24 protein-coding genes are annotated in these 19,331 nt (G+C 63.1%); 8 read left to right on the forward strand and 16 right to left on the reverse strand.

The features are described from left to right. Nucleotide 1 precedes the first annotated feature (1 nt). On the forward strand, nt 2–1,129 hold the full coding sequence (locus IRL76_RS04890) for an epoxide hydrolase family protein (protein WP_200983670.1): 1,128 nt from the start codon (nt 2–4) through the stop codon (nt 1,127–1,129). Here IRL76_RS04890 and IRL76_RS04895 read toward each other — a convergent pair. From IRL76_RS04895 to miaA, 8 genes are all read right to left on the reverse strand, one after another. Further along, the gene (locus IRL76_RS04895; RefSeq protein ID WP_200983672.1) at nt 1,126–2,274 is read right to left on the reverse strand and encodes an alpha-hydroxy acid oxidase; all 1,149 of its coding nucleotides are present in this window, start codon (nt 2,272–2,274) and stop codon (nt 1,126–1,128) included. The two genes, IRL76_RS04890 and IRL76_RS04895, sit on opposite strands and share 4 nt — an antisense overlap. Further along, nucleotides 2,271–2,858 (reverse strand): DUF6151 family protein, encoded by a 588-nt coding sequence (locus tag IRL76_RS04900; RefSeq protein ID WP_246450004.1) that lies wholly within the window; start codon nt 2,856–2,858, stop codon nt 2,271–2,273. The genes IRL76_RS04895 and IRL76_RS04900 overlap by 4 nt, the downstream gene beginning before the upstream one ends. Continuing rightward, on the reverse strand, nt 2,855–3,205 hold the full coding sequence (locus tag IRL76_RS04905) for a DUF2200 domain-containing protein (RefSeq protein ID WP_200983674.1): 351 nt from the start codon (nt 3,203–3,205) through the stop codon (nt 2,855–2,857). The genes IRL76_RS04900 and IRL76_RS04905 overlap by 4 nt, the downstream gene beginning before the upstream one ends. 13 nt (nt 3,206–3,218) lie before the next feature. Beyond that, complete coding sequence (gene ilvC, locus IRL76_RS04910) at nt 3,219–4,253, reverse strand: ketol-acid reductoisomerase (RefSeq protein ID WP_200983675.1); 1,035 nt, start codon at nt 4,251–4,253, stop codon at nt 3,219–3,221. Nucleotides 4,254–4,266: 13 nt separating this feature from the next. Beyond that, on the reverse strand, nt 4,267–4,782 hold the full coding sequence (gene ilvN / locus IRL76_RS04915) for an acetolactate synthase small subunit (protein ID WP_200983676.1): 516 nt from the start codon (nt 4,780–4,782) through the stop codon (nt 4,267–4,269). Next, a complete protein-coding gene (locus IRL76_RS04920; RefSeq protein WP_200983677.1) occupies nt 4,779–5,078 on the reverse strand; it encodes a hypothetical protein in 300 nt (99 codons plus the stop codon). Before IRL76_RS04920 ends, ilvN begins: the two co-directional genes overlap by 4 nt. After that, nucleotides 5,078–6,829, reverse strand: coding sequence for a biosynthetic-type acetolactate synthase large subunit (gene ilvB, locus IRL76_RS04925; RefSeq protein WP_200983678.1), 1,752 nt, complete (start codon nt 6,827–6,829; stop codon nt 5,078–5,080). The genes IRL76_RS04920 and ilvB overlap by 1 nt, the downstream gene beginning before the upstream one ends. 109 nt (nt 6,830–6,938) lie before the next feature. Further along, complete coding sequence (gene miaA / locus IRL76_RS04930; protein WP_200983679.1) at nt 6,939–7,904, reverse strand: tRNA (adenosine(37)-N6)-dimethylallyltransferase MiaA; 966 nt, start codon at nt 7,902–7,904, stop codon at nt 6,939–6,941. On the opposite strand from miaA, the gene serB reads away from it, so the two are divergent. Together serB and IRL76_RS04940 are read left to right on the forward strand one after the other, a co-directional pair. After that, nucleotides 7,897–8,790 carry a phosphoserine phosphatase SerB gene (gene serB, locus IRL76_RS04935; protein ID WP_246450005.1) on the forward strand — a complete coding sequence of 298 codons (894 nt, stop codon included), beginning with the start codon at nt 7,897–7,899 and terminating at the stop codon, nt 8,788–8,790. The genes miaA and serB overlap by 8 nt on opposite strands. A gap of 70 nt (nt 8,791–8,860) precedes the next feature. Continuing rightward, on the forward strand, nt 8,861–9,691 hold the full coding sequence (locus tag IRL76_RS04940) for a Coq4 family protein (protein WP_200983681.1): 831 nt from the start codon (nt 8,861–8,863) through the stop codon (nt 9,689–9,691). Here the strand turns inward: IRL76_RS04940 and IRL76_RS04945 are convergent. The 7 genes from IRL76_RS04945 to IRL76_RS04975 are packed head-to-tail and all read right to left on the reverse strand — an operon-like array spanning nt 9,688 to nt 15,128. Continuing rightward, nucleotides 9,688–10,284, reverse strand: a complete 597-nt coding sequence (locus IRL76_RS04945) for a cytochrome b family protein (protein WP_200983682.1) — start codon at nt 10,282–10,284, stop codon at nt 9,688–9,690. The genes IRL76_RS04940 and IRL76_RS04945 overlap by 4 nt on opposite strands. Nucleotides 10,285–10,312: 28 nt before the next feature. Continuing rightward, the gene (locus IRL76_RS04950) at nt 10,313–10,984 is read right to left on the reverse strand and encodes a nitroreductase family protein (protein ID WP_200983683.1); all 672 of its coding nucleotides are present in this window, start codon (nt 10,982–10,984) and stop codon (nt 10,313–10,315) included. Further along, entirely contained in the window at nt 10,984–11,391 is a 408-nt protein-coding gene (locus tag IRL76_RS04955) for a DUF3052 family protein (protein WP_200983684.1), read from the reverse strand. Before IRL76_RS04955 ends, IRL76_RS04950 begins: the two co-directional genes overlap by 1 nt. 4 nt (nt 11,392–11,395) lie before the next feature. Further along, entirely contained in the window at nt 11,396–11,791 is a 396-nt protein-coding gene (locus IRL76_RS04960) for a DUF1801 domain-containing protein (RefSeq protein ID WP_200983685.1), read from the reverse strand. Beyond that, nucleotides 11,788–14,034 (reverse strand): phosphoribosylformylglycinamidine synthase subunit PurL, encoded by a 2,247-nt coding sequence (purL, locus tag IRL76_RS04965; RefSeq protein ID WP_200983686.1) that lies wholly within the window; start codon nt 14,032–14,034, stop codon nt 11,788–11,790. The genes IRL76_RS04960 and purL overlap by 4 nt, the downstream gene beginning before the upstream one ends. Before the next feature lie 10 nt (nt 14,035–14,044). Next, on the reverse strand, nt 14,045–14,725 hold the full coding sequence (locus tag IRL76_RS04970; RefSeq protein ID WP_200983687.1) for a hypothetical protein: 681 nt from the start codon (nt 14,723–14,725) through the stop codon (nt 14,045–14,047). A gap of 7 nt (nt 14,726–14,732) precedes the next feature. Further along, a complete protein-coding gene (locus IRL76_RS04975; protein WP_200983688.1) occupies nt 14,733–15,128 on the reverse strand; it encodes a DUF2177 family protein in 396 nt (131 codons plus the stop codon). 64 nt (nt 15,129–15,192) lie between these two features. Between IRL76_RS04975 and IRL76_RS04980 the strand changes: the two genes are divergently transcribed. The 5 genes from IRL76_RS04980 to queA all read left to right on the forward strand — a co-directional run bounded on the left by IRL76_RS04980 (nt 15,193) and on the right by queA (nt 18,719). Continuing rightward, nucleotides 15,193–15,450 carry an exodeoxyribonuclease VII small subunit gene (locus tag IRL76_RS04980; RefSeq protein ID WP_200983689.1) on the forward strand — a complete coding sequence of 86 codons (258 nt, stop codon included), beginning with the start codon at nt 15,193–15,195 and terminating at the stop codon, nt 15,448–15,450. Further along, on the forward strand, nt 15,447–16,355 hold the full coding sequence (locus IRL76_RS04985; protein ID WP_200983690.1) for a polyprenyl synthetase family protein: 909 nt from the start codon (nt 15,447–15,449) through the stop codon (nt 16,353–16,355). The genes IRL76_RS04980 and IRL76_RS04985 overlap by 4 nt, the downstream gene beginning before the upstream one ends. Further along, entirely contained in the window at nt 16,352–16,864 is a 513-nt protein-coding gene (gene coaD, locus IRL76_RS04990; protein WP_200984185.1) for a pantetheine-phosphate adenylyltransferase, read from the forward strand. The genes IRL76_RS04985 and coaD overlap by 4 nt, the downstream gene beginning before the upstream one ends. Nucleotides 16,865–16,949: 85 nt before the next feature. Continuing rightward, on the forward strand, nt 16,950–17,648 hold the full coding sequence (locus IRL76_RS04995) for a peptidylprolyl isomerase (RefSeq protein ID WP_200983691.1): 699 nt from the start codon (nt 16,950–16,952) through the stop codon (nt 17,646–17,648). A gap of 39 nt (nt 17,649–17,687) precedes the next feature. After that, entirely contained in the window at nt 17,688–18,719 is a 1,032-nt protein-coding gene (gene queA, locus IRL76_RS05000) for a tRNA preQ1(34) S-adenosylmethionine ribosyltransferase-isomerase QueA (RefSeq protein ID WP_200983692.1), read from the forward strand. Here the strand turns inward: queA and IRL76_RS05005 are convergent. Further along, the gene (locus IRL76_RS05005) at nt 18,716–19,294 is read right to left on the reverse strand and encodes a TetR/AcrR family transcriptional regulator (RefSeq protein ID WP_200984186.1); all 579 of its coding nucleotides are present in this window, start codon (nt 19,292–19,294) and stop codon (nt 18,716–18,718) included. The genes queA and IRL76_RS05005 overlap by 4 nt on opposite strands. Nucleotides 19,295–19,331: the final 37 nt, after the last annotated feature.

Here is a 19,331-nt window from a genome sequence, read left to right on the forward strand (position 1 = left end):
AATGGGTGAGATCAGGCCGTTCGAACTCAATGTTGCGGAGGATGAACTCGTTCGTCTCGCGGACCGGCTCGATCAGACACGCTGGCCCGAGGCCGAGACGGTGGACGACTGGTCGCAAGGGACGCCGCTGGCTGCCCTGCGCGAACTCGTCGCCTATTGGCGGATCGAATACGACTGGCGGCGCTGCGAGGCACGGCTCAATTCCATCGGTCAGTTCATCACCGAGATCGACGGGCTCGACATCCATTTCCTCCATCGCAAATCGTCGCGGTCCGACGCGCTGCCGCTGGTCATCACGCATGGCTGGCCGGGGTCGGTGGTCGAGTTCCTCGGCATCATCGACGAACTGGCCGAGCCATCGAATCCCGACGACATGGCTTTCCACGTCGTCGCGCCATCGCTGCCCGGGTACGGGTTTTCGGGCAAGCCATCGGGCACCGGTTGGGGCGTCGAGAAGATCGCCCGTGCATGGGCCGAACTGATGCAGCGGCTCGGCTATGGCCATTGGGTCGCGCAGGGCGGCGACTGGGGCGCGGCGGTGACTACCGCAATCGGCCAGCTCGCGCCGGAAGGGTGCAAGGGCATCCACCTCAACATGCCGCTGGGCCGCCCGGGCCCCGACGACATGCAGAGCCAGGACCCCAAAGTCCTGCGCGCCTTCCAGCGTCTCGGCTTCTACCAGGAGTGGGACTCGGGATATTCCAAGGAACAGAGCACGCGGCCGCAGACGATCGGCTATTCGCTGGTCGATTCTCCCGTCGGGCTCGCCGGGTGGATTCTCGAGAAGGTCTATTACTGGACCGACAATGGCGGATCGCCGTGGGACGCCTTGTCGATGGACCAGGTGCTCGACGATATCATGCTCTACTGGCTCCCCGCGACAGGGGCGTCGGCGGCGCGGTTATACTGGGAGAGCTTTGCCAAGTTCGGGGCCGGCACTGTCGCCATACCTGCCGGTGCAACGGCTTTCCCGAAGGAAATCCTTCCTGCTCCGCGCGAATGGGCAGAGCGGACGCTCACGCACCTCGTCTACTGGAACGAAGTGGAGAAGGGCGGTCATTTCGCTGCGTGGGAGCAGCCTGAGACCTTTGTCGCCGAACTGCGCGCCTGTTTCGGGATGATGGCCTAGCGCCGGCGCAGCCGGTCTGGATTCAACTGGCTGACCGACGTGACGCCCATCAGCCGCATTCCGCGCTCGATCTCTTCCTTGAGGATGCCGACAGCGCGCTCGACACCGGGCTGGCCGGCTGCTGCAAGGGCGTAGAGATACAGTCGTCCACCTGATGCAGCGGTGGCCCCGGCTGCGAGGCTCTTGAGCACATGGGTCCCGCGCCGGACGCCGCCATCGAGGATGATCTCGATCTCCCCGCCCACCGCATCGACGATTTCGCGCAGCTGGTCGAAGGGCGCGCGGCTGCCATCGAGCTGCCGACCGCCGTGGTTCGAGATCATGATCGCGTCGGCCCCGATCTCGACCGCCCGACGCGCGTCGGCGGCGCTCATCACGCCCTTCAATGCGAACTTGCCGCCCCAGTCCTGCCGAATCCGCGCGGCAGTGTCCCAATCCATGTTCGTGTCGAGCATGGTGTTGAAATAGTCCTGGATGCTGACCGCCTTGCCCGTGCCTTCCTGCACGTGCCCGTCGAGATTGGGCAGGCGGAACTTCGGCCCGAAGACATAGTCGAGCGTCCAGCGCGGGCGCGTGGCGTAGCTCCACAGGGCCGAAGGCGTGAAGCGTGGAGGGGTGGTGAAGCCGGAACGAAGGCACCGCTCGCGCTTGCCCGAGACGATGGTGTCGACAGTCAGGGCAATGGCGTCGAACTTCGCTGCCTGGCAGCGCTCGATCATGCTGGCGTTGAGGCCCTTGTCCTTGTGAACATAGAGCTGGAACAGCTTCGGTCCGTCGGTCAGCGCGGCGATCTCCTCGATCGAATGCGTCGCGAGGCTGGAAATTCCGAACCACACGCCGAATTTCTCGGCAGCCTTGGCGACGGCACGCTCGCCGTCGCGGTGAAAGGCGCGCTGAAGTGCCGTGGGGCTGAGCATCAGCGGCAGCGCGCTCTTGCGACCCATGATCATGCAGGAAGTGTCGATTTCCGCGACGCCCGCAAGCACATCCGGGACGAGGTCGACATCGTCAAAGGCACTGGTGTTGCGCGCCTTGGTGATCTCGTCGTCGGCTGCACCGTCGATGTAGTCGAACACCGGCCAAGGCAGCCGCTGCCGGGCCAGCTTCCGGAAGTCGTCGATGTTGTGGCAGTCGGTGAGTTTCATGCGCGCCCCAGTGCATGTTGTTCGGCTGCGCTCAGGTGACGCGGTTTTGCGATCGGCTCAAGCGTCGCGGCGTCGTAGAGTTCGCTCCGGCGACGGTCGCCGGTAACGATATCCTTGACCATCCGCCTGAAGAAACGGCGCATCAAACGACCCATCGAGAGAGGGCGAAGCAGGGAAGTGTCGCCGGTCGCTTCATCAAGGAAGAGATGGCCCAGCGGCGCTCCCAGAGCATTGCGTCCTGCCTGATCGCAGTTCGCCAGCAGCGTGGTGATATAGGGGATGCGGCCGTTCTTGTAGGCATTGAACATCGGCGTCCCGCAACACTTCGCGTACCAGCGCAAGGTCGGGCCGTCGGTCATGTGGAGCCCCGCGAGCATCTCCTTGCCGCGATTGAGATGCATGCGTGCACATCGCGACTGGTAGAGTGCGGTGCCGCCATTGGCGTCGAGGATGCGCGCTTCTTTTCCGAAGTGCCGGACCAGGTCACGGCAGTCCTTGCAATGGCAGATGACGTGATCGCCCTCGGCACTTGTTGCCTTGTCGATCGTGCCTGCAACGGCTCCGCACTCGCAGGCGAAGTTCACGGCTTGCGAAGGATCTTTTCCATCGGTCGCCCCTTGGCGAGTTCGTCGACCAGCTTGTCGAGATAGCGGATCTCGCGCATCAGCGGCTCTTCGACGGTTTCGACCTGGACGCCGCAGACCTTGCCGGTGATGAGCGTGCGATCGGGGTTCATCGGCGCTTCGCCGAAGAAGTGCGTGAAGTCGGTCTGCTGTTCGACATGCCCGTCGAGCTCGGACTGGGAATAGCCGGTCAGCCAGCGGATGACCTCGTCCACCTCCTCGCGCGTGCGGCCCTTTTTCTCCGCCTTGGCGATATAGGCACGGTGCACGCCCGCGAAGGGCATGGCGTAGATGCGATGTCCTGCCATGCCCTTCGGGCTATCAGTTCTTGTCCTTGTCGACCAGCTTGTTGGCGCCGATCCAGGGCATCATGGCGCGCAACTGGGCGCCGGTCTGCTCGATCGGATGGGCAGCGGCAGCCTTGCGGCTTGCCTTGAGTTCAGGCTGGCCGGCCTGGTTGTCGAGCACGAAGTCCTTCACGAAGCGACCAGACTGGATGTCCTTGAGGACGCGCTTCATTTCCGCCTTGGTCTCGTCGGTAATGATGCGCGGGCCGGTCTTGATGTCACCGTATTCTGCGGTGTTCGAGATCGAGTAGCGCATGTTGGCGATGCCGCCTTCATAGAGCAGGTCGACGATCAGCTTGGTTTCGTGGAGGCACTCGAAATAGGCCATTTCGGGCGCGTAACCTGCCTCGACCAGCGTCTCGAACCCTGCCTGGATAAGGTGGGTGATACCGCCGCAAAGCACTGCCTGTTCGCCGAAGAGGTCGGTCTCGCACTCTTCCTTGAAGTTGGTCTCGATGATGCCCGAGCGACCGCCGCCTACCGCGCTGGCATAGGACAGGGCGAGCTGCTTGGCGAAGCCGTTGCCGCCCGACTGGCTCGATTCCTGGTGAACCGCGATGAGGCACGGTACGCCGCCGCCCTTGAGGTATTCGCCGCGCACGGTGTGGCCGGGACCCTTGGGGGCGATCATGATGACGTCGACGTCTGCCGGCGGATCGATCAGGCCGAAATGGATGTTGAGGCCATGCGCAAAGGCAAGCGCGGTACCGGGGCGCATCTTGCCCGCGACCTCGTCGGCATAGATCGCCGCCTGGTGTTCGTCGGGGGCGAGGATCATCAGCACGTCGGCCCACTCGGCGGCTTCGGACACGGTCTTGACCGTGAAACCGGCCGCCTCCGCCTTCTTCGCCGTGGCCGAGCCGGGACGCAGGGCGATGGCGACTTCGCCGACGCCGCTGTCGCGCAGGTTCTGGGCATGGGCGTGGCCCTGGCTGCCGTAGCCGACGATGGCGACCTTCTTGTCCTTGATCAGGTTGGTGTCGCAATCGGTATCGTAATAGACTTGCATTGGATCCCTCGTTCTACGCGCCGGCTGCGCCGCGCATCATACCCACGATCCCCGAGCGGCCGACCTCTTCGAGGCCGAGTTCGCGCATCAGGGCGATGAAACTGTCGATCTTGTCCGGCGCGCCGGTCAGTTCGAAGACGAAACTGCTGGTGGTGGTGTCGACGACCTTCGCGCGGAACAGCTCCGCGATGCGCAGCGCCTCCACGCGGTTGTCGCCCTTGCCGGAAACCTTCACCAGCGCCAGTTCGCGCTCGACATGCGCGCCGCTCTCGGTGAGGTCGATGACCTTGTGCACCGGCACCAGTCGCTCAAGCTGGGCGCGGATCTGGTCGATGACGGGTTCCGGCCCGCGCGTCACGATGGTGATGCGGCTGATGGCATGGTCTTCCGAAATGTCGGCCACGGTCAGACTGTCGATGTTGTAGCCGCGCGCGGTGAACATGCCGGCTATCTTGGCGAGGATGCCCGCCTCGTTGTCGACGATCACGTTGAGGACGTGGCGCTCGGACGCCTGCTGGGCGATCTTCATGCCATGGGCCCCTGCCACAGCGGCTCGAACATGCGGCCTTCGCCGTCGTATTCGCGCAGGAAGTCCTTGCCGCGGCGCACCGCCTCAAAATTGTCGGTCTGGCGGGCGAGGTCGAGGCCTTCGTCGAGCAGCAGCCAGCTACCGTCGGCCTGCTTCTGGGCGACCTCCATGCCGACGAAACGCTCGCCATTGTCCTCGAGCCAGTCGAGCAGCTGCTCGGCATCGCTACGGGTGAACCAGCAGCGGCGTTCAGCACGCGCGGCGAAATGTTCTGGAAAGTTTGCCATCATGCCCATCACACAAGTGCCTTGGCTTCATCGTCCATCGTGCCTTCGACGTGATCGCCGTAAAGCAGCATGTCGGTGTGTGCCGCGCCGCTGGGGATCATCGGGAAGCAATTGGCTTCCTTGGCGACCATGCAGTCGACCATGACCGGCCCGTCATGCGCGAGCATTTCCTCGATCCCCGCGTCGAGCTGGCTTTCGTCCTCGATGCGGATGCCCTTCCAGCCATAGGCCTCGGCCAGTTTCACGAAGTCCGGCAGGCTGTCCGAATAGCTGTTCGAATAGCGGCTCTCATAGGTCAGTTCCTGCCACTGGCGGACCATGCCCATGTATTCGTTATTGAGGATGAAGACCTTCACCGGCAGGCGATACTGGCTCGCTGTGCCGAGTTCCTGGATGTTCATCTGGATGCTCGCCTCGCCAGCCACGTCGATGACCAGGCGGTCCGGGTTGCCCAGCTGCGCGCCGATGGCAGCAGGCAGGCCATAGCCCATGGTGCCGAGGCCACCGCTGGTCAGCCAGCGGTTGGGTCCGAAGAATCCGAAATACTGCGCCGCCCACATCTGGTGCTGGCCGACTTCGGTGGTGATGATGGGATCGAGGTGTTTGGTCAGCGCGAATAGCCGTTCGATGCTCTTCTGCGGCATGATGAGGTCACTGCCCTTGTCGGGATAGGCGAGGCAGTCGCGCGCCTTCCAGCCGAGGATGCGGGCCTTCCATTCGCCGAGGTCGCGCGTGTTGCCTCCGCCCCAAGCCTCGACCAGCTGTTCGAGCACATGGCCGCAATCACCGACGATGCCGAGGTCGACAGGGACGATCTTGTTGATGCTCGCCCGGTCGATATCGATGTGGATTTTCTTGGCTTCGGGCGCAAAGGCATCGAGCCGGCCGGTCACGCGGTCATCGAAGCGCGCGCCGATGGCGACGATCAGGTCGGCCTTGTTCATCGCCATGTTGGCTTCGTAGGTGCCGTGCATGCCGAGCATGCCGAGCCAGTCGGGATGATCCGCGGGAAAAGCGCCGAGCCCCATCAGCGTACTGGTGACGGGAGCGCCGGTCAGGTCCTGCAGCTTGCGCAGCATCTCCGAAGCGCGCGGACCGGCGTTGACGACGCCTCCTCCGGTGTAGAAGACCGGCCGCTGTGCCGATGCGATCATGGCAACCGCCTCGGCAATCTCGTCCGCCGCGCCGACGACGCGGGGCTGGTAGCGATGCGAGGGCAGGGGGGCAGTGTCCTGCTCGTCCCAGCTGGCAAGCGCGATCTGCACGTCCTTGGGAATGTCGACGACCACCGGGCCGGGTCGACCGGTCGTGGCGATGCGGAAGGCTTCCTCGATCGTGGCCTGCAGCCGCTCGGGGTCCTTCACCAGATAGTTGTGCTTGGTGCAGTGGCGGGTGAGGCCGATGGTATCGGCTTCCTGAAACGCATCGGTGCCGATCAGCGCAGTCGGAACCTGCCCGGTGATCACCACCATCGGGATCGAGTCCATGTAGGCATCGGCGATGCCGGTCACGGCATTGGTCGCACCCGGACCGCTGGTGACGAGAACCACGCCGGGCTTTCCGGTCGAGCGGGCATAACCTTCCGCCGCATGTGCTGCCCCTGCCTCGTGGCGGACGAGGATGTGGCGGATGTCCTTATCGGCGAAAAGCTCGTCGTAAATCGGCAGCACGGCGCCGCCGGGATAGCCGAAGACGAACTCCACCCCCTGCCGTTTGAGGCATTCAATCAGGATGGACGCGCCGCTGCGCTCGCTACTCACAATACCCTCCGGACCCGTTTACATGGCTTGAAGTTACAAATCGGCCCGGCGCTGGGGTCTGGAGCGCCGGGCCGACTATCAGCGCTTTACCGCTGATGCGATTTCACTGTCAACCACTTTCACGCAATAAAGATACAAGAAAACTGATATCGGCAATGCTTTTGTTATCAACCCGAGGCCAGTCCTCCGGTGGTTGGTGGCGGAACCACGTGTACTGCCGCTTGGCGTACTGCCGTGTCGCCTGCTGGCCAGCGGCGATTGCTTGAGGGCGCCCAAGTTCGCCTTTGAGCATTGCCGAGATCTCGGGCACGCCGATGGCGCGCATGACCGGGAGCGCAGGATCGAGCCCGCGTTCGAGCAGCGCCTCGACTTCCTCGATCGCGCCGCGTTCCAGCATGAATTCGAACCGGCGATCGCATCTTTCGTAGAGCCACTCGCGATCGGGCAGCAGGATCAGTGGTGCGAGGTTGACGGTATCCCCGATCCCGCCCTCCTTGCGCGCCTGCCAATCGGTGAGTGTCAGTCCTGTGGATCGCACGACCTCGAGCGCTCGCGTGGTGCGTGACGCATCAGCCGGAGCGAGACGGGCAGCGGCACCGGGATCCTCCCGCTCAAGCGCAGCGCGGGCATCGGCCTGCGGCATATTGCGCACCTGCTCGCGGATCACCGGTTCGATAGCGGGGACGGGGGCAATGCCTTCGAGCAGGGTCCGCATGTAGAGGCCCGTCCCGCCGACTAGCACGGGCACGGCATCCTCATCATGCAGCGCCTCGATCTCGCGCCGCGCTGCTGCGGCCCAGTCGGCCGCAGAGCACGGTTCGGCCCCGTCCCACGCGCCGAACAGGCGATGCTCGATCCCGCCCATCTCGGTTTCGTCGGGACGGGCAGACAGGACCTTCAGGTCGGCATAGACCTGCGCACTGTCGGCATTGATCACCACCGCGCGTCGGCCCCCGGCCTCGACCTGCTGTGCCAGCCTGACCGCGAGATCGCTCTTGCCGCTGGCGGTCGGCCCTGCAATGAGCGCGACCGGTTTCCTCACTGCTGGATTTTCGGGAGAATTCGTCTTGCTCATCGCGCGTCTGATAGCAGACCACGCCGACCTTGATACCCGGCTCGACCGGTTGAGCGCAGCCCTTGCACAGGCCGGTTTGCCCCTGGCCATGGCGGGACTGCTGGATTCGGGTGACGATGTGCTCCAGCTGTCCCTGCCGCATGGCGAAAAGGCAGTGCTTACCGCGGCGATCGTCGATCATTTCGGCGATTGCGATTTACTGGTCGCCGATCACGAAATCGAAGTCCCGCGCCTGTTCGTATCGGACATGGATTCGACCATGATCGGGCAGGAATGCATCGACGAGCTGGCCGATTACGCCGGGATCAAGGACAAGGTTGCCGAAATCACCGAACGGGCCATGCAGGGCGAACTCGATTTCCAGAGCGCCCTGAAAGAGCGCGTCGGACTGCTCGAAGGTCTGGGCGAGGGTGCAATCGACGATTGTCTCGCAGACCGCATTCGTCCGGTCGAAGGCGCTGCCGCATTGGTCGCCACCTTGCGGAACAAGGGCTGCCGTACCGTGCTGGTTACCGGCGGATTCCACCACTTCGCAGATCCGGTAGCAGAGCAGCTCGGGTTCGAGCGGGTAGTCGGCAATCGCCTGGCGGTGTCCGGCGGCAAGCTGACTGGCGGGTTGGCCGGTCCCATCAGCGACGCCTCGACAAAGCTCGCGACACTGGAGGAAGAGCGTGAAAAACTGGGCGAGGGTGCCCGCGTACTCGCCACAGGCGATGGGGCGAACGACATCCCGATGATCCAGGCCGCCGACTACGGCATTGCCTATCGCGCCAAGCCCAAGGCGAGGGACGCAGCAAACGGACGGATTGCCAGCGCTGATTTGCGCGTCATCCTGAAACTCCTCGGCATTCCGCGCAGCGAGTGGCTGGAATCGGTCACACGATAAAATTTGGCGCGCGCGTCCAATTATGTTTAACTGGTTGCGATTAGAGACCGGTCCAGAAGGGTAGCCGGAAATGAACGACCAGACGACTGTATTGCATGGAATCGAGGCCGCGAGCGACGGGACGCCGCTGCGCCATCCTGATCGTCCCGTTCCCAAGTACCAGCCGCTTGTGGCTCTCAGGCACTTCCGCGAACTCCTCAAGGACAAGGAGAACACGGCGGAGGTCTTCAAGATCTATGAGGCGCTGCCCAGCAAGAACTTCATGCCCCGCGTCCGCGCCCTGATGCTGAGCGAGCAGGGCGAAGCACTGCGCGAGAGCGAACCGTTCTTGCCCGCCATCCTCGATGACCACGATGCGCTCCGTAAGTTGCCGGAGGGCAGCGTTGCGCATGCCTATTGCGACTTCATGGAGCGGGAAGGACTTACGGCTGCAGGACTGGTCGAGGAATCGGAAAAATCCGGTCGCCCGACTTATCCCGACCTCGTGCAGTGGTTCGGCTTTCGCCAGCGCGATACGCACGACCTGATGCATGTTCTCACTGGCTACGGCCGTGATGCACTTGGCGAGCAGTGCGTCCTGCTCTTCACCCACGGCCAGAGCCCGGCGCATGGCCACCTGCTGCTCGGCTACGCCGGCTCGCTTCACATCAAGAAACTCGTCAAAAGCGCGGCGCCGGTGATGAAGGCCACGCGCGAGGCTCATCGCACAGGCAAGGCCTGCCCGCCGCTTGTCGGCCTTTCAATTCGTGAACTCCTCGCGAAAGATCTCGTTGAAGCCCGCCGCGAGTTGAACATTCCCGACCCCCACTGGTACCGCGAATGTCACCGCATCTGGCGAGAAGAGGGGATCGACCCTTACGATCTCATGGCCAAGGACCAGGCCAAGCTCGCCGCGGCCTAGCTGGCGACAGCGACCTTTCGAAGATTGCGTTTCCGGACCCATGCCGCGGCCCTCAAGCCGGCGGCTGCAAGTGCGATCGTCAATCCCATGGCACCTTCGAATTCCGTGCCTTCCCGGAAGATCCGGCCAAGGTAGCTTTGGGCGAATATGAACCAGAGGTAGTGGATGCCGAGAAGGTGAAGCCGCTTCCACCAGCGTCCAAGTGCCTGCATTGCGCGCCGGTTTGAAGTAAGCGCCATCGCATAGAGCAGCACGTAGGCGAAGCCGCCGCCTATGATCGTGACCGTTTCCGGAACTTCGCCGCGAAGGCGGAACAGCGTCACGATCGCGACGAGGTGGACAGAATGGCTCATGGCAAAGCCGAGCCCGATCCATTTGCGCCTGGCCAAAATTGACCGCGCCCAGTCGCTGTGCGTCAGGTCGAACAAAGGGCGGGCGGAATAGGTGAGGATCAGGAGCGGAAAGCCGATCCGCGCGGAGTAGCGTGTTGCTGCCGACCATTGCAGTTCGGGCGTAGGCCAGAAAGCCAATCCAGCGCCAATTGCGCCCAATCCCAGGACCAGGCCCAGCCACATCGGCCAGCTCTTCTCCATGACTACCCCCTTGCTGAGGCAGAGGAGGCTAAAGCCAAGTAGCGATCTGCTCCAGAGGCTTTTTCTCGAGGGCCTTCGCCGGAACCGTCGCACCTTCCGCGGGAAGTCCGGCGACAACGATCATTAGCGGTTTTTCATGATCGGGTCGGCCACAGATCTCGCGCAGGAAGCCCATCGGCGAAGGCGTATGGGTGAGGGTGGCAAGTCCCGCCTCGTGCAGCGTCGCGATCAGCATGCCACAGGCAATGCCGACGCTTTCGTTGACGTAATAGTTCTGTGTCTTGCCGTCTTCGGCAATGCCGCCCTTGCGCTGGGCGAAGACGACGATCAGCCACGGCGCGGATTCGAGGAAAGGCTTTTCGGGATCGGTTCCCAGCGGGGCGAGTGCGGCGAGCCACTCTTCGCTGGCTTTTCCGGCATAGAATTCGGCTTCTTCCGCCTCAGCCGCCTCGCGGATCGCGCGCTTCTTGTCGGGGGATGAGACCACGGCGAAATGCCAGGGCTGGTGGTTGGCACCATTGGGTGCGCTTCCTGCAGCGACGATGGCAGCCTCGATGATCTCTCGCGGGACTTGTGCGTCGGAGAAATAGCGGCAGCTGCGACGCTCGACGATCTTGTCGCGGAAGTCCTGTGCCCGTGCGATGCGCTCGTCGTCGGGCAGTTGGGGTAACGAGTAGGGAACCGTCTCGTGGTCGCGCATCAGCGCAATTCCTTGCGGATGACCAGCTTGAGGCCCGACCAGACGTCGTCGACCGCGCAAACTTTCGTGTCGACCAAACCCATCGGCAGGCAGACCTCACGGATCGTGTCCTCGGTGATGTCGGTCGGGACTTTCGATGCCTTCTTCGGCCAGCTAACCCAGACCTGCCCGTCCGTGGCCATGGATTGGCGCAATGTCGTCAGCTTGGCTTCCATGTCGGCGCGCTCCGTCACAAAGATGTGGGCCGCGTCGGGCGCATCTTCAGGTCCGGAGACGAAGGTCAATTCAAGCGCGTACTCGTCAATCTCGTCCTGCACGCTCTCAGGCATGCCGTCGAACCACACACGCTGCCCGTCACGCAACGAGAGCTTCTTGGCCAGCGGAGTTCCTGAGTATCCCGACGACATCGCTTCAGCAGAGCCTCTCCAGCTTGCCGCGCCGTTTCACGATGTTCTTGTAGTCCCACTGCGTGCTGCGGGATTCCGCCAGCCATTCGCGTAGGGCATGGTGATCGATATCCGCTGCATTCGAGTAGCGGCATTCAGCAGCCTTGAAACTGCCGCTGGGTTCAAGGCCAGCCGACGAGAACGACTGGCCGCTCCAGAACAGCAATCGCACAACGCCTTTGAGTTGTGAGTAGCCGACAACCGGATTGCCATCCAAGAACCACACGGGATGGGCGTGCCAGATTTTGGATTCCGCTTCGGGCAGCACCTGGTCGATGATCTCACGGAGTTGCGCCATAAGCGTGGCGCTCCCTGCGCCTTGGGCGCCGTGATATTCGTCGATCGTGGCGGGCTTGCTCACCCCTCCATCCACTCATGGAAGAAGCTGGTGTGCGCGGCCTTCATCTCGGCGATGGTCTTGCCGAATAGCGCGTCGCCGCCGGTGCGGCCGATACGGCGGAAGCCGATCGAGGCGGTTTCCGCGTCTTCGGTGCCCTTGGCGAGGGCTTCGTTGAGCGCATTGGTGTCGGGAACGGTGATCACATAGCGTCCCTGGTCCTCGCCAAACCACCAGGCAGCCTTGGTGTATTCGTCGTTCCATTCGACGTCGGCACCAATGCCGCCTGCCATCGCCATTTCGGCGAGAGCGACCGCAAGGCCGCCGTCCGACACGTCATGCACTGCGCTGACGAGTCCATCGGCGATGAGTTCGAGGACGATCTTGCCGGCGTTCTTCTCGACCGTCAGATCGGTCGGCGGGGTACGGCCTTCGTCACGGCCATGGATTTCCGACAGCCACAGCGACTTCCCTAGATGCGAGCGTTCCGGATCGGCGGTTGCCCATTCCTCGGCGTGGATGAGGTAGATCGCCTCGCCCTCGGCCTTGAAGGGCATGGTCATCATGTGGTCGTAGTCGTCGATGATGCCGACGCCACCGATGGCGGGCGTTGGCAGGATCGCGGAACCGCCGCCAGTCGCCTTGCTCTCGTTATAGAGGCTGACGTTGCCCGACACGATCGGGAAGTCGAGCACGCGGCAGGCGCGGCCCATGCCTTCGAGCGCATGGACGAACTGGGCCATGATCTCGGGCCGCTGGGGATTGGCGAAGTTGAGGCAGTTGGTCACTGCCAGCGGCCGCGCACCGACCGCGCAAAGGTTGCGATAGGCTTCGGCAATCGCCTGCTTGCCACCCTCGTAGGGGTCGGCGAAGACATAGCGTGGCGTGCAATCGGTGCTGATTGCGAGTGCCTTCTTCGTGCCGTGGACGCGGACCACACCCGCATCGCCGCCGGTCTGAAGCGTGTCGGCACCGACCTGGCTGTCATACTGCTCCGAAATCCAGCGGCGCGAGGACAGGTTGGGGGAGGCGAGCAGCTTGAGCAGGTCGCCGCCGACGTCGTCGGTATCGGGACGCTCGGTCATCGGCTTGATGCCGGCCCAGGCGGTATACGCTTCCTTCGACATGTAGGGGCGATCGTATTCGGGCGCGTCTGCGGCGAGCGGGCCGAGCGGGATGTCGCACACGACCTCGCCGTTGAATTCGAGCACCATGTGGCGGGTGTCGGTGACTTCACCGATAACCGCGAAGTCGAGCTCCCACTTCTTGAAGATGGCTTCGGCCATGGCTTCCTTGCCGGGCTTGAGAACCATGAGCATGCGCTCCTGGCTCTCGCTCAGCATCATTTCGTAGGGCGTCATGCCCTCTTCGCGGCACGGCACCTTGTTCATGTCGAGCCGGATGCCGGCCTTGCCGTTGGTGGCCATTTCCACCGAGGAGGAGGTCAGGCCCGCCGCACCCATGTCCTGGATCGCGACGATGGCGTCGGTCGCCATCAGTTCGAGGCAGGCCTCGATCAGCAGCTTTTCGGTGAACGGATCGCCGACCTGCACGGTCGGGCGCTTTTCCTCGGCATCCTCGCCGAAATCGGCAGAGGCCATGGTCGCGCCGTGAATACCGTCGCGGCCGGTCTTGGAGCCGACGTAGACGATCGGGTTCCCGACCCCGGTCGCGGCCGAGTAGAAGATCTTGTCCGCATCGGCGACGCCGACGGTCATCGCATTGACGAGGATGTTCCCGTCATAGGCGGGGTGGAAGTTGGTCTCGCCGCAAACGGTGGGCACGCCGACACAATTGCCGTAGCCACCGATCCCTGCGACCACGCCCTTGACGAGGTGCTGCATCTTCGGGTGGTCGGGCCGCCCGAAGCGCAGCGCGTTGGCGTTCGCCACCGGGCGCGCGCCCATGGTGAAAACGTCGCGCAAAATTCCGCCGACGCCGGTCGCTGCGCCCTGGTAGGGCTCGATGTAGCTGGGGTGGTTGTGGCTCTCCATCTTGAAGATCGCCGCCTGCCCGTCGCCGATGTCGATCACGCCGGCATTCTCGCCCGGACCGCAGATGACCCAGGGAGCTTCGGTGGGCAGCTTCTTCAGGTGCAGGCGCGAGGACTTGTAGGAACAGTGCTCCGACCACATGACCGAGAAGATGCCGAGCTCGACCAGATTGGGTTCGCGGCCGAGGGCGTGCAGCACGCGCTCGTATTCTTCTTCGGAAAGCCCGTGCTGGGCAACGATCTCGGGGGTGATCTGGGACTCGATGGTAGCCATGCGCGCGCCCTTAGCGGCGCGCGCTCGCAACCGCCAGCCCCACGCGGTTCTTATGCCACCGAGTTTCATCGAGCCAGAAAGCAAGCGCGGTCAGGATTCCGAAACTCAATAGCGCTGTAAGGTATATCGCAATTCCTGCCTCTTCGGGCTGCGGGCCGAACCAGTTGATCGCCTGGAACAGCAACATTGTGCCAAGTAACACGAGGGGAGGTACCAGCGGGCCCTTCGTGCGCTTCACATACCAGATGAAGGTTAGCAGGACCAAGCCCAGCTCCAGCGGCATTTCAATGGCAGGCTGGTTCCACAGTCCGAGGCCAAGCTTGGGACCTGTTCCTGCCAGCGTCAGGTCGGGGCGATGAACAAGGAGGTCGAGCAACCAGTGCGAAGCGACCACGATGGCGGCCCAAGTGCTCGCGACGACATTGCGGCTTGCGTAATAGACCGCGCCACCGAACGCGATGGCGATCGCAATGGTGCCCAGCAGGCTGTGCGTTATCGGCATATGGTAGAGATCGAGCGGGTTCATCCGGGTGATCCCGGGGACGATCCTCAGCTTTTCGATTCCGACGATGGCAAAGGTGAAGAAGAGCCAGTCGATCGCCTGCGCGGCGATGAACAGCGTTCCGAGCCTTGGCGATTCGTCAGTTATGGCGCGGGCGGCGAAGGCCGTAGCGAAATGTCCGATATACATGGGCGCCTCAGCCGAATTTCGTTGCGATATAGGTGGCCGCACTGGCTGCGACGGCGGTGGCGAAGGCTCCCCAGCAGATGTCGACGATAGTGATGGTGGTCGACCATTGGCGCAGCGTAGATTGGTTTGTCAGGTCGTAGGTGGCGTAGCAAAGGGCACCCAACAGGGCCCCGTTCAATGCTGCATTCCCGACGCCACCGGCAAGTCCCGGGCGCACGGCGAACCACACCATTCCGGCGATGTAAGCTCCGTAGAACACCAATGCAGGGGCCATGCGGAAGCTGTCCGCCAGCATGTCACCGAGGTGGGGTCGGTAGAAATTGTTTCCGGCCCAACCGAGCCAGAGTGCATCGAGCAGGCCGAACACCAGTGCCGCTGCAATGTAGGCGACAATCCACGTCATATCCGCTCCCCGCTTTTTCCGCTTACTTGACCGCGTGTTCGCGCACGGTCAATGCTCCACCGCGATGGCAGAGGATCCCAAAGCGATTGGAGAGATGTCCTTCGAGGAAGCGCTACGCGCCCTCGAGGGGGTGGTGCGGCAACTGGAGAGCGGCGAAGTCCCGCTCGACGAGAGCATCGACCTGTACGAACGCGGTGAGGCGCTACGCAAGGCCTGCCAGGCCCGCCTGGATGCGGCGCAGGCAAGGATCGAGAAGATTGTCCAAGGCACCGGCGGTGTTCCCTCTGGTACCGTGCCCTTCGACGCGGATGGGTCGCAGTGAACCTCGTGACCACCAAGCCGGACCTTCTGAGCGAGGCTTTCGAGCGTATCCAGGACGAAGTCGACAGCGCGTTCGACGCATTCCTTCCTGTTCCGCAGGACAGCCGTGCTCGCTTGGTGGAGGCGATGCGTTACGCGGCAATTGGCGGAGGTAAGCGGGTCCGACCACTGCTGGTCGTGGCTACGGCCGAATTGTTCGGGGTCAATCACAATGCCGCGGTGAATGCGGGCTGTGCTGTAGAGGCGATCCACGCATACTCACTCATCCATGACGATCTTCCCTGCATGGATGATGACGATCTCAGGCATGGCAAGCCGACCGTCCACATGGCCTTCGATGAAGCAACGGCTGTTCTTGCAGGCGACAGCCTCCACGCGCTCGCTTTCGACATTCTCACTCAGCCTGACACCAGCACCGACCCATTCGTTCGCGCCGAGCTGGTGGCCACCCTTGCGCGGGCCAGCGGTCACGACGGAATGGCCGGCGGGCAGATGATGGACATGATGTCCGAAGAACAGGATTACGACCTGCGGCAGGTGACCCGGCTGCAACAGCTCAAGACCGGCGCCCTGCTGGCCGCCAGTGTCGAGATGGGCGCCGTGCTCGGCCGCATACCGCCGGAAGGACGCGCGCATTTGCGTGCCTATGCCCGCGACATCGGCCTTGCCTTCCAGATTGCCGACGACCTTCTCGACGTCGAGGGTGACCAGGACAAGGCCGGCAAGGCGCTGCGCAAGGACGAGGGGCAGGGCAAGCGTACCTTCGTCACGCTGATGGGCGTGGAGCAGGCCCGGGCACAGGCCGAAATGCTTGTGGAACAGGCAGGGAGCCATCTGGCCAGCCATGGCGAAGACGCCAGACTGCTGGTCGAACTGGCACGTTTCATCGTGAAGAGGGATCACTGATGGCGAAGCGCATTGGCGTCTATCCGGGGACTTTCGACCCGATCACGCTCGGACACATGGACATTATCGAGCGCGGGGCGAAACTGGTCGACGAGCTGATCATCGGCGTGACCACCAACATCGCCAAATCGCCGATGTTCGACGATGAAGAGCGCATCGCGATGGTTGAGCGCGAAGTGGCCGCGATCGGCTGCAAGAACTGCCGTGTCGTCGGTTTCAATTCGCTTCTCGTTGATTTCGCCGCAAAACAGGGGGCAACGACCATCGTGCGCGGGATCCGCGGCGTGACCGACTTCGAGTACGAATATCAGCTGACCGGCATGAACCGACAGCTGAACCATGACATCGAAACGGTCTTCCTCATGGCTGAAATTTCGTTGCAGCCGATTGCCAGCCGGCTGGTGAAGGAAATCGCACTTTACGGGGGAGAAATCGAAAAGTTCGTGACCCCGGCTGTGCGGGCAGATGTCGAGGCGCGCGTCGCCAAACTCGGCAAGGTTGTGGGCTAACTGCTGCAGCGCCAAGCTATTCATTGAACGGACAGACCCCGCTCGCTAGAGCGTGCCCCACTCAAGACAATTCGACGGAATCACGATGCTCAAGTCTTCCCTTGCCCTTGCTGCTGCCGCCCTCGTCGCGATCGCTCCCGTTGCCGCGATGGCGCAGGAAGCCGATGCAGCTGCACAGGCCACGGCTGATGCACCGGCCACCGATCAGCGCGTATTCCAGCCAATCAGCTACGACATGGCAGTCGATCCGGATAATATCCTTCTGCTCGACCTTTCGAACGGCCAGCGCGTTTCCATCCGTCTGATGCCTAGCTGGGCGCCGCAACACGTCGATCGCGTGAAGACGCTTGCCCGCCAGGGCTTCTACGATGGCATCATTTTCCATCGCGTAATCGAAGGCTTCATGGCGCAGACGGGCGATCCGACCGGTACTGGTACGGGTGGCTCGCAGCTCCCTGACCTGAAGCAGGAATTCAACAAGATGCCGCACGTTCGCGGCACAGTGTCGATGGCGCGCGCGGCCAGCGAAGACAGCGCGAACAGCCAGTTCTTCATCGTCTTCCTTCCGCGCTTTAGCCTCGACAACAAGTACACCAACTTCGGTCGCGTGATTTCGAACATGGCTGCGGTCGATGCGATCCAGCGTGGCGAGCCGCCTGCCAACCCCACGCGCATCGTTCAGGCATCCATCGCGTCCGACAACAAGCCGGTCCCGGCCGCCCCGGCACCGCGCATCGAGGCGAATATTTCCGCCGACGAGCTCAACGCGCCGATCGGCAACTGACTTTCATCTCGCGGCGCCCGCGACTATGCGAGCGCCGCTATGAAGGTCGACCTCTTCGATTTCGAACTCCCGCAGGAGCTGATTGCCCTGCGCCCGGCGGTGCCACGCGATTCCGCGCGCATGTTGCTGGTCGAGGGAGGCGATGTGCCTTTCCGCGATTTCAGCGTCAGCGACTTGCACTCGCTGCTGCGCGCCGGTGACGTACTGGTTTTCAATGACACACGGGTCATCCCCGCCCAGCTCGAGGGCAGGCGGGGCGATGCCAAGATCGGTGCCACCCTGCACAAGCGTATCGATCTCAGGCGCTGGCAGGCCTTTGTGCGCAACGCCAAACGACTGCGCCCCGGCGACCGTGTCGAGTTTGGCGGTGGCGTAGCGGCGATTGCCGAGGACCGCCTGGCCGACGGGAGCATCGTACTCGCCTTCGAAGGCGACGAGCCGGTCGAGCTGCTGCTGGAGCGGGCAGGGCGCATGCCGCTGCCACCATATATCGCCGGCAAGCGTGCGACAGACGATCGTGATCGCGAAGACTACCAGACCATGTTCGCGCGCGAGGACGGCGCCGTGGCCGCCCCGACCGCCGCCTTGCACTTCACGCCGAATTTGATCGATGCACTCGATGCGGCAGGAATCGGGCGCGAGACGCTGACTTTACACGTCGGGGCAGGTACCTTCCTGCCGGTAAAGGTCGACGACACCGACGACCATGCCATGCACGCCGAGTTCGGTCGTATCGACCCCGAGACGGCGGAACGCCTGAATGCCGTTCGCCGGAACCGCGGTCGGATCATCGCCGTTGGAACCACCAGTCTGCGCCTACTCGAAAGCGCGACAGGGGAAGATCGCATTATCAAGCCTTTCGCGGGAGACACTTCGATATTCATCACGCCCGGTTATCACTTCCGCGCGGTCGACGGGCTGATGACGAATTTCCACCTTCCCAAGTCGACCTTGATGATGCTGGTGAGCGCGCTGATGGGGCGTGATCGGATGATGGCCGCCTATGAACATGCCATCGCCAACGGATACCGCTTCTACAGTTACGGCGATTCCTCGCTGCTGCTGCCCTAGCAAGCATCCGACGAAAACAGGCTGCGCTGGTCGATCAAGCGGTCGATCAATCCGTCTTCTGCGGGGATGCGCCCGTCGAGCATGAGCATGGCCACGCCATGGGCCACTGCCCACGCCTGCAGCGCGAGACGCTCGGCACTTTCCTTGTCCCCCGTGATTGCGAGCGAGTTCGCTGCCAGGAGTGCCTGCGCCTGGTCGTTTTCGGGACCATGAAGGACGGGATCGCCCTGGGTGAACATGAAGCGAAACAGGGCAGGGTGGGCGAGCGCGAAGCGGACATAGGCACGTCCCGTTTCGGCAAAGGCGCCAGGTCCTCCCCCTGCCTTGTCGGAGGCCGCCTTCTGCGCGGTGTAGAGCATCTTCAACCCTTCGGTCGCCAGCGCATCGGCCAAGGCCTTCTTGTCGGGGAAATGTCGGTACACTGCCGTTGGCGAGACCCCTACCGTGCGCGCCAGTTCGCGCAGGGAAATGTCCTTGCCTTCGCGTCCCTCCAGCGCGGCAATCCCTGCCTCGACGAGCGCTTCGCGGAGGCTTCCGTGGTGGTAGGCTTCATTCGATGTTGACACTGTTACCATCATCCGTATGTTTACAGCGTTCACTTTAGACGGAGCG

Source organism: Qipengyuania soli, from assembly GCF_015529805.1.
GTDB classification, from domain to species: Bacteria; Pseudomonadota; Alphaproteobacteria; order Sphingomonadales; family Sphingomonadaceae; genus Qipengyuania; species Qipengyuania soli.

Coding starts and splice junctions, on each gene's coding strand:
- purL (WP_200983686.1), bottom strand. CDS start 14,034: ATGGCTACCATCGAGTCCCAGATCACCCCCGAGATCGTTGCCCAGCAC.
- IRL76_RS04945 (WP_200983682.1), bottom strand. CDS start 10,284: ATGGAGAAGAGCTGGCCGATGTGGCTGGGCCTGGTCCTGGGATTGGGC.
- IRL76_RS04955 (WP_200983684.1), bottom strand. CDS start 11,391: ATGTCGTCGGGATACTCAGGAACTCCGCTGGCCAAGAAGCTCTCGTTG.
- IRL76_RS04920 (WP_200983677.1), bottom strand. CDS start 5,078: ATGGGCATGATGGCAAACTTTCCAGAACATTTCGCCGCGCGTGCTGAA.
- IRL76_RS05005 (WP_200984186.1), bottom strand. CDS start 19,294: ATGGTAACAGTGTCAACATCGAATGAAGCCTACCACCACGGAAGCCTC.
- ilvC (WP_200983675.1), bottom strand. CDS start 4,253: ATGCAAGTCTATTACGATACCGATTGCGACACCAACCTGATCAAGGAC.
- IRL76_RS04895 (WP_200983672.1), bottom strand. CDS start 2,274: ATGAAACTCACCGACTGCCACAACATCGACGACTTCCGGAAGCTGGCC.
- IRL76_RS04970 (WP_200983687.1), bottom strand. CDS start 14,725: ATGTATATCGGACATTTCGCTACGGCCTTCGCCGCCCGCGCCATAACT.
- queA (WP_200983692.1), top strand. CDS start 17,688: ATGAAGGTCGACCTCTTCGATTTCGAACTCCCGCAGGAGCTGATTGCC.
- ilvN (WP_200983676.1), bottom strand. CDS start 4,782: ATGAAGATCGCCCAGCAGGCGTCCGAGCGCCACGTCCTCAACGTGATC.
- miaA (WP_200983679.1), bottom strand. CDS start 7,904: ATGAGCAAGACGAATTCTCCCGAAAATCCAGCAGTGAGGAAACCGGTC.
- IRL76_RS04995 (WP_200983691.1), top strand. CDS start 16,950: ATGCTCAAGTCTTCCCTTGCCCTTGCTGCTGCCGCCCTCGTCGCGATC.
- IRL76_RS04940 (WP_200983681.1), top strand. CDS start 8,861: ATGAACGACCAGACGACTGTATTGCATGGAATCGAGGCCGCGAGCGAC.
- IRL76_RS04950 (WP_200983683.1), bottom strand. CDS start 10,984: ATGCGCGACCACGAGACGGTTCCCTACTCGTTACCCCAACTGCCCGAC.
- IRL76_RS04905 (WP_200983674.1), bottom strand. CDS start 3,205: ATGGCAGGACATCGCATCTACGCCATGCCCTTCGCGGGCGTGCACCGT.
- IRL76_RS04980 (WP_200983689.1), top strand. CDS start 15,193: ATGGCAGAGGATCCCAAAGCGATTGGAGAGATGTCCTTCGAGGAAGCG.
- IRL76_RS04975 (WP_200983688.1), bottom strand. CDS start 15,128: ATGACGTGGATTGTCGCCTACATTGCAGCGGCACTGGTGTTCGGCCTG.
- IRL76_RS04890 (WP_200983670.1), top strand. CDS start 2: ATGGGTGAGATCAGGCCGTTCGAACTCAATGTTGCGGAGGATGAACTC.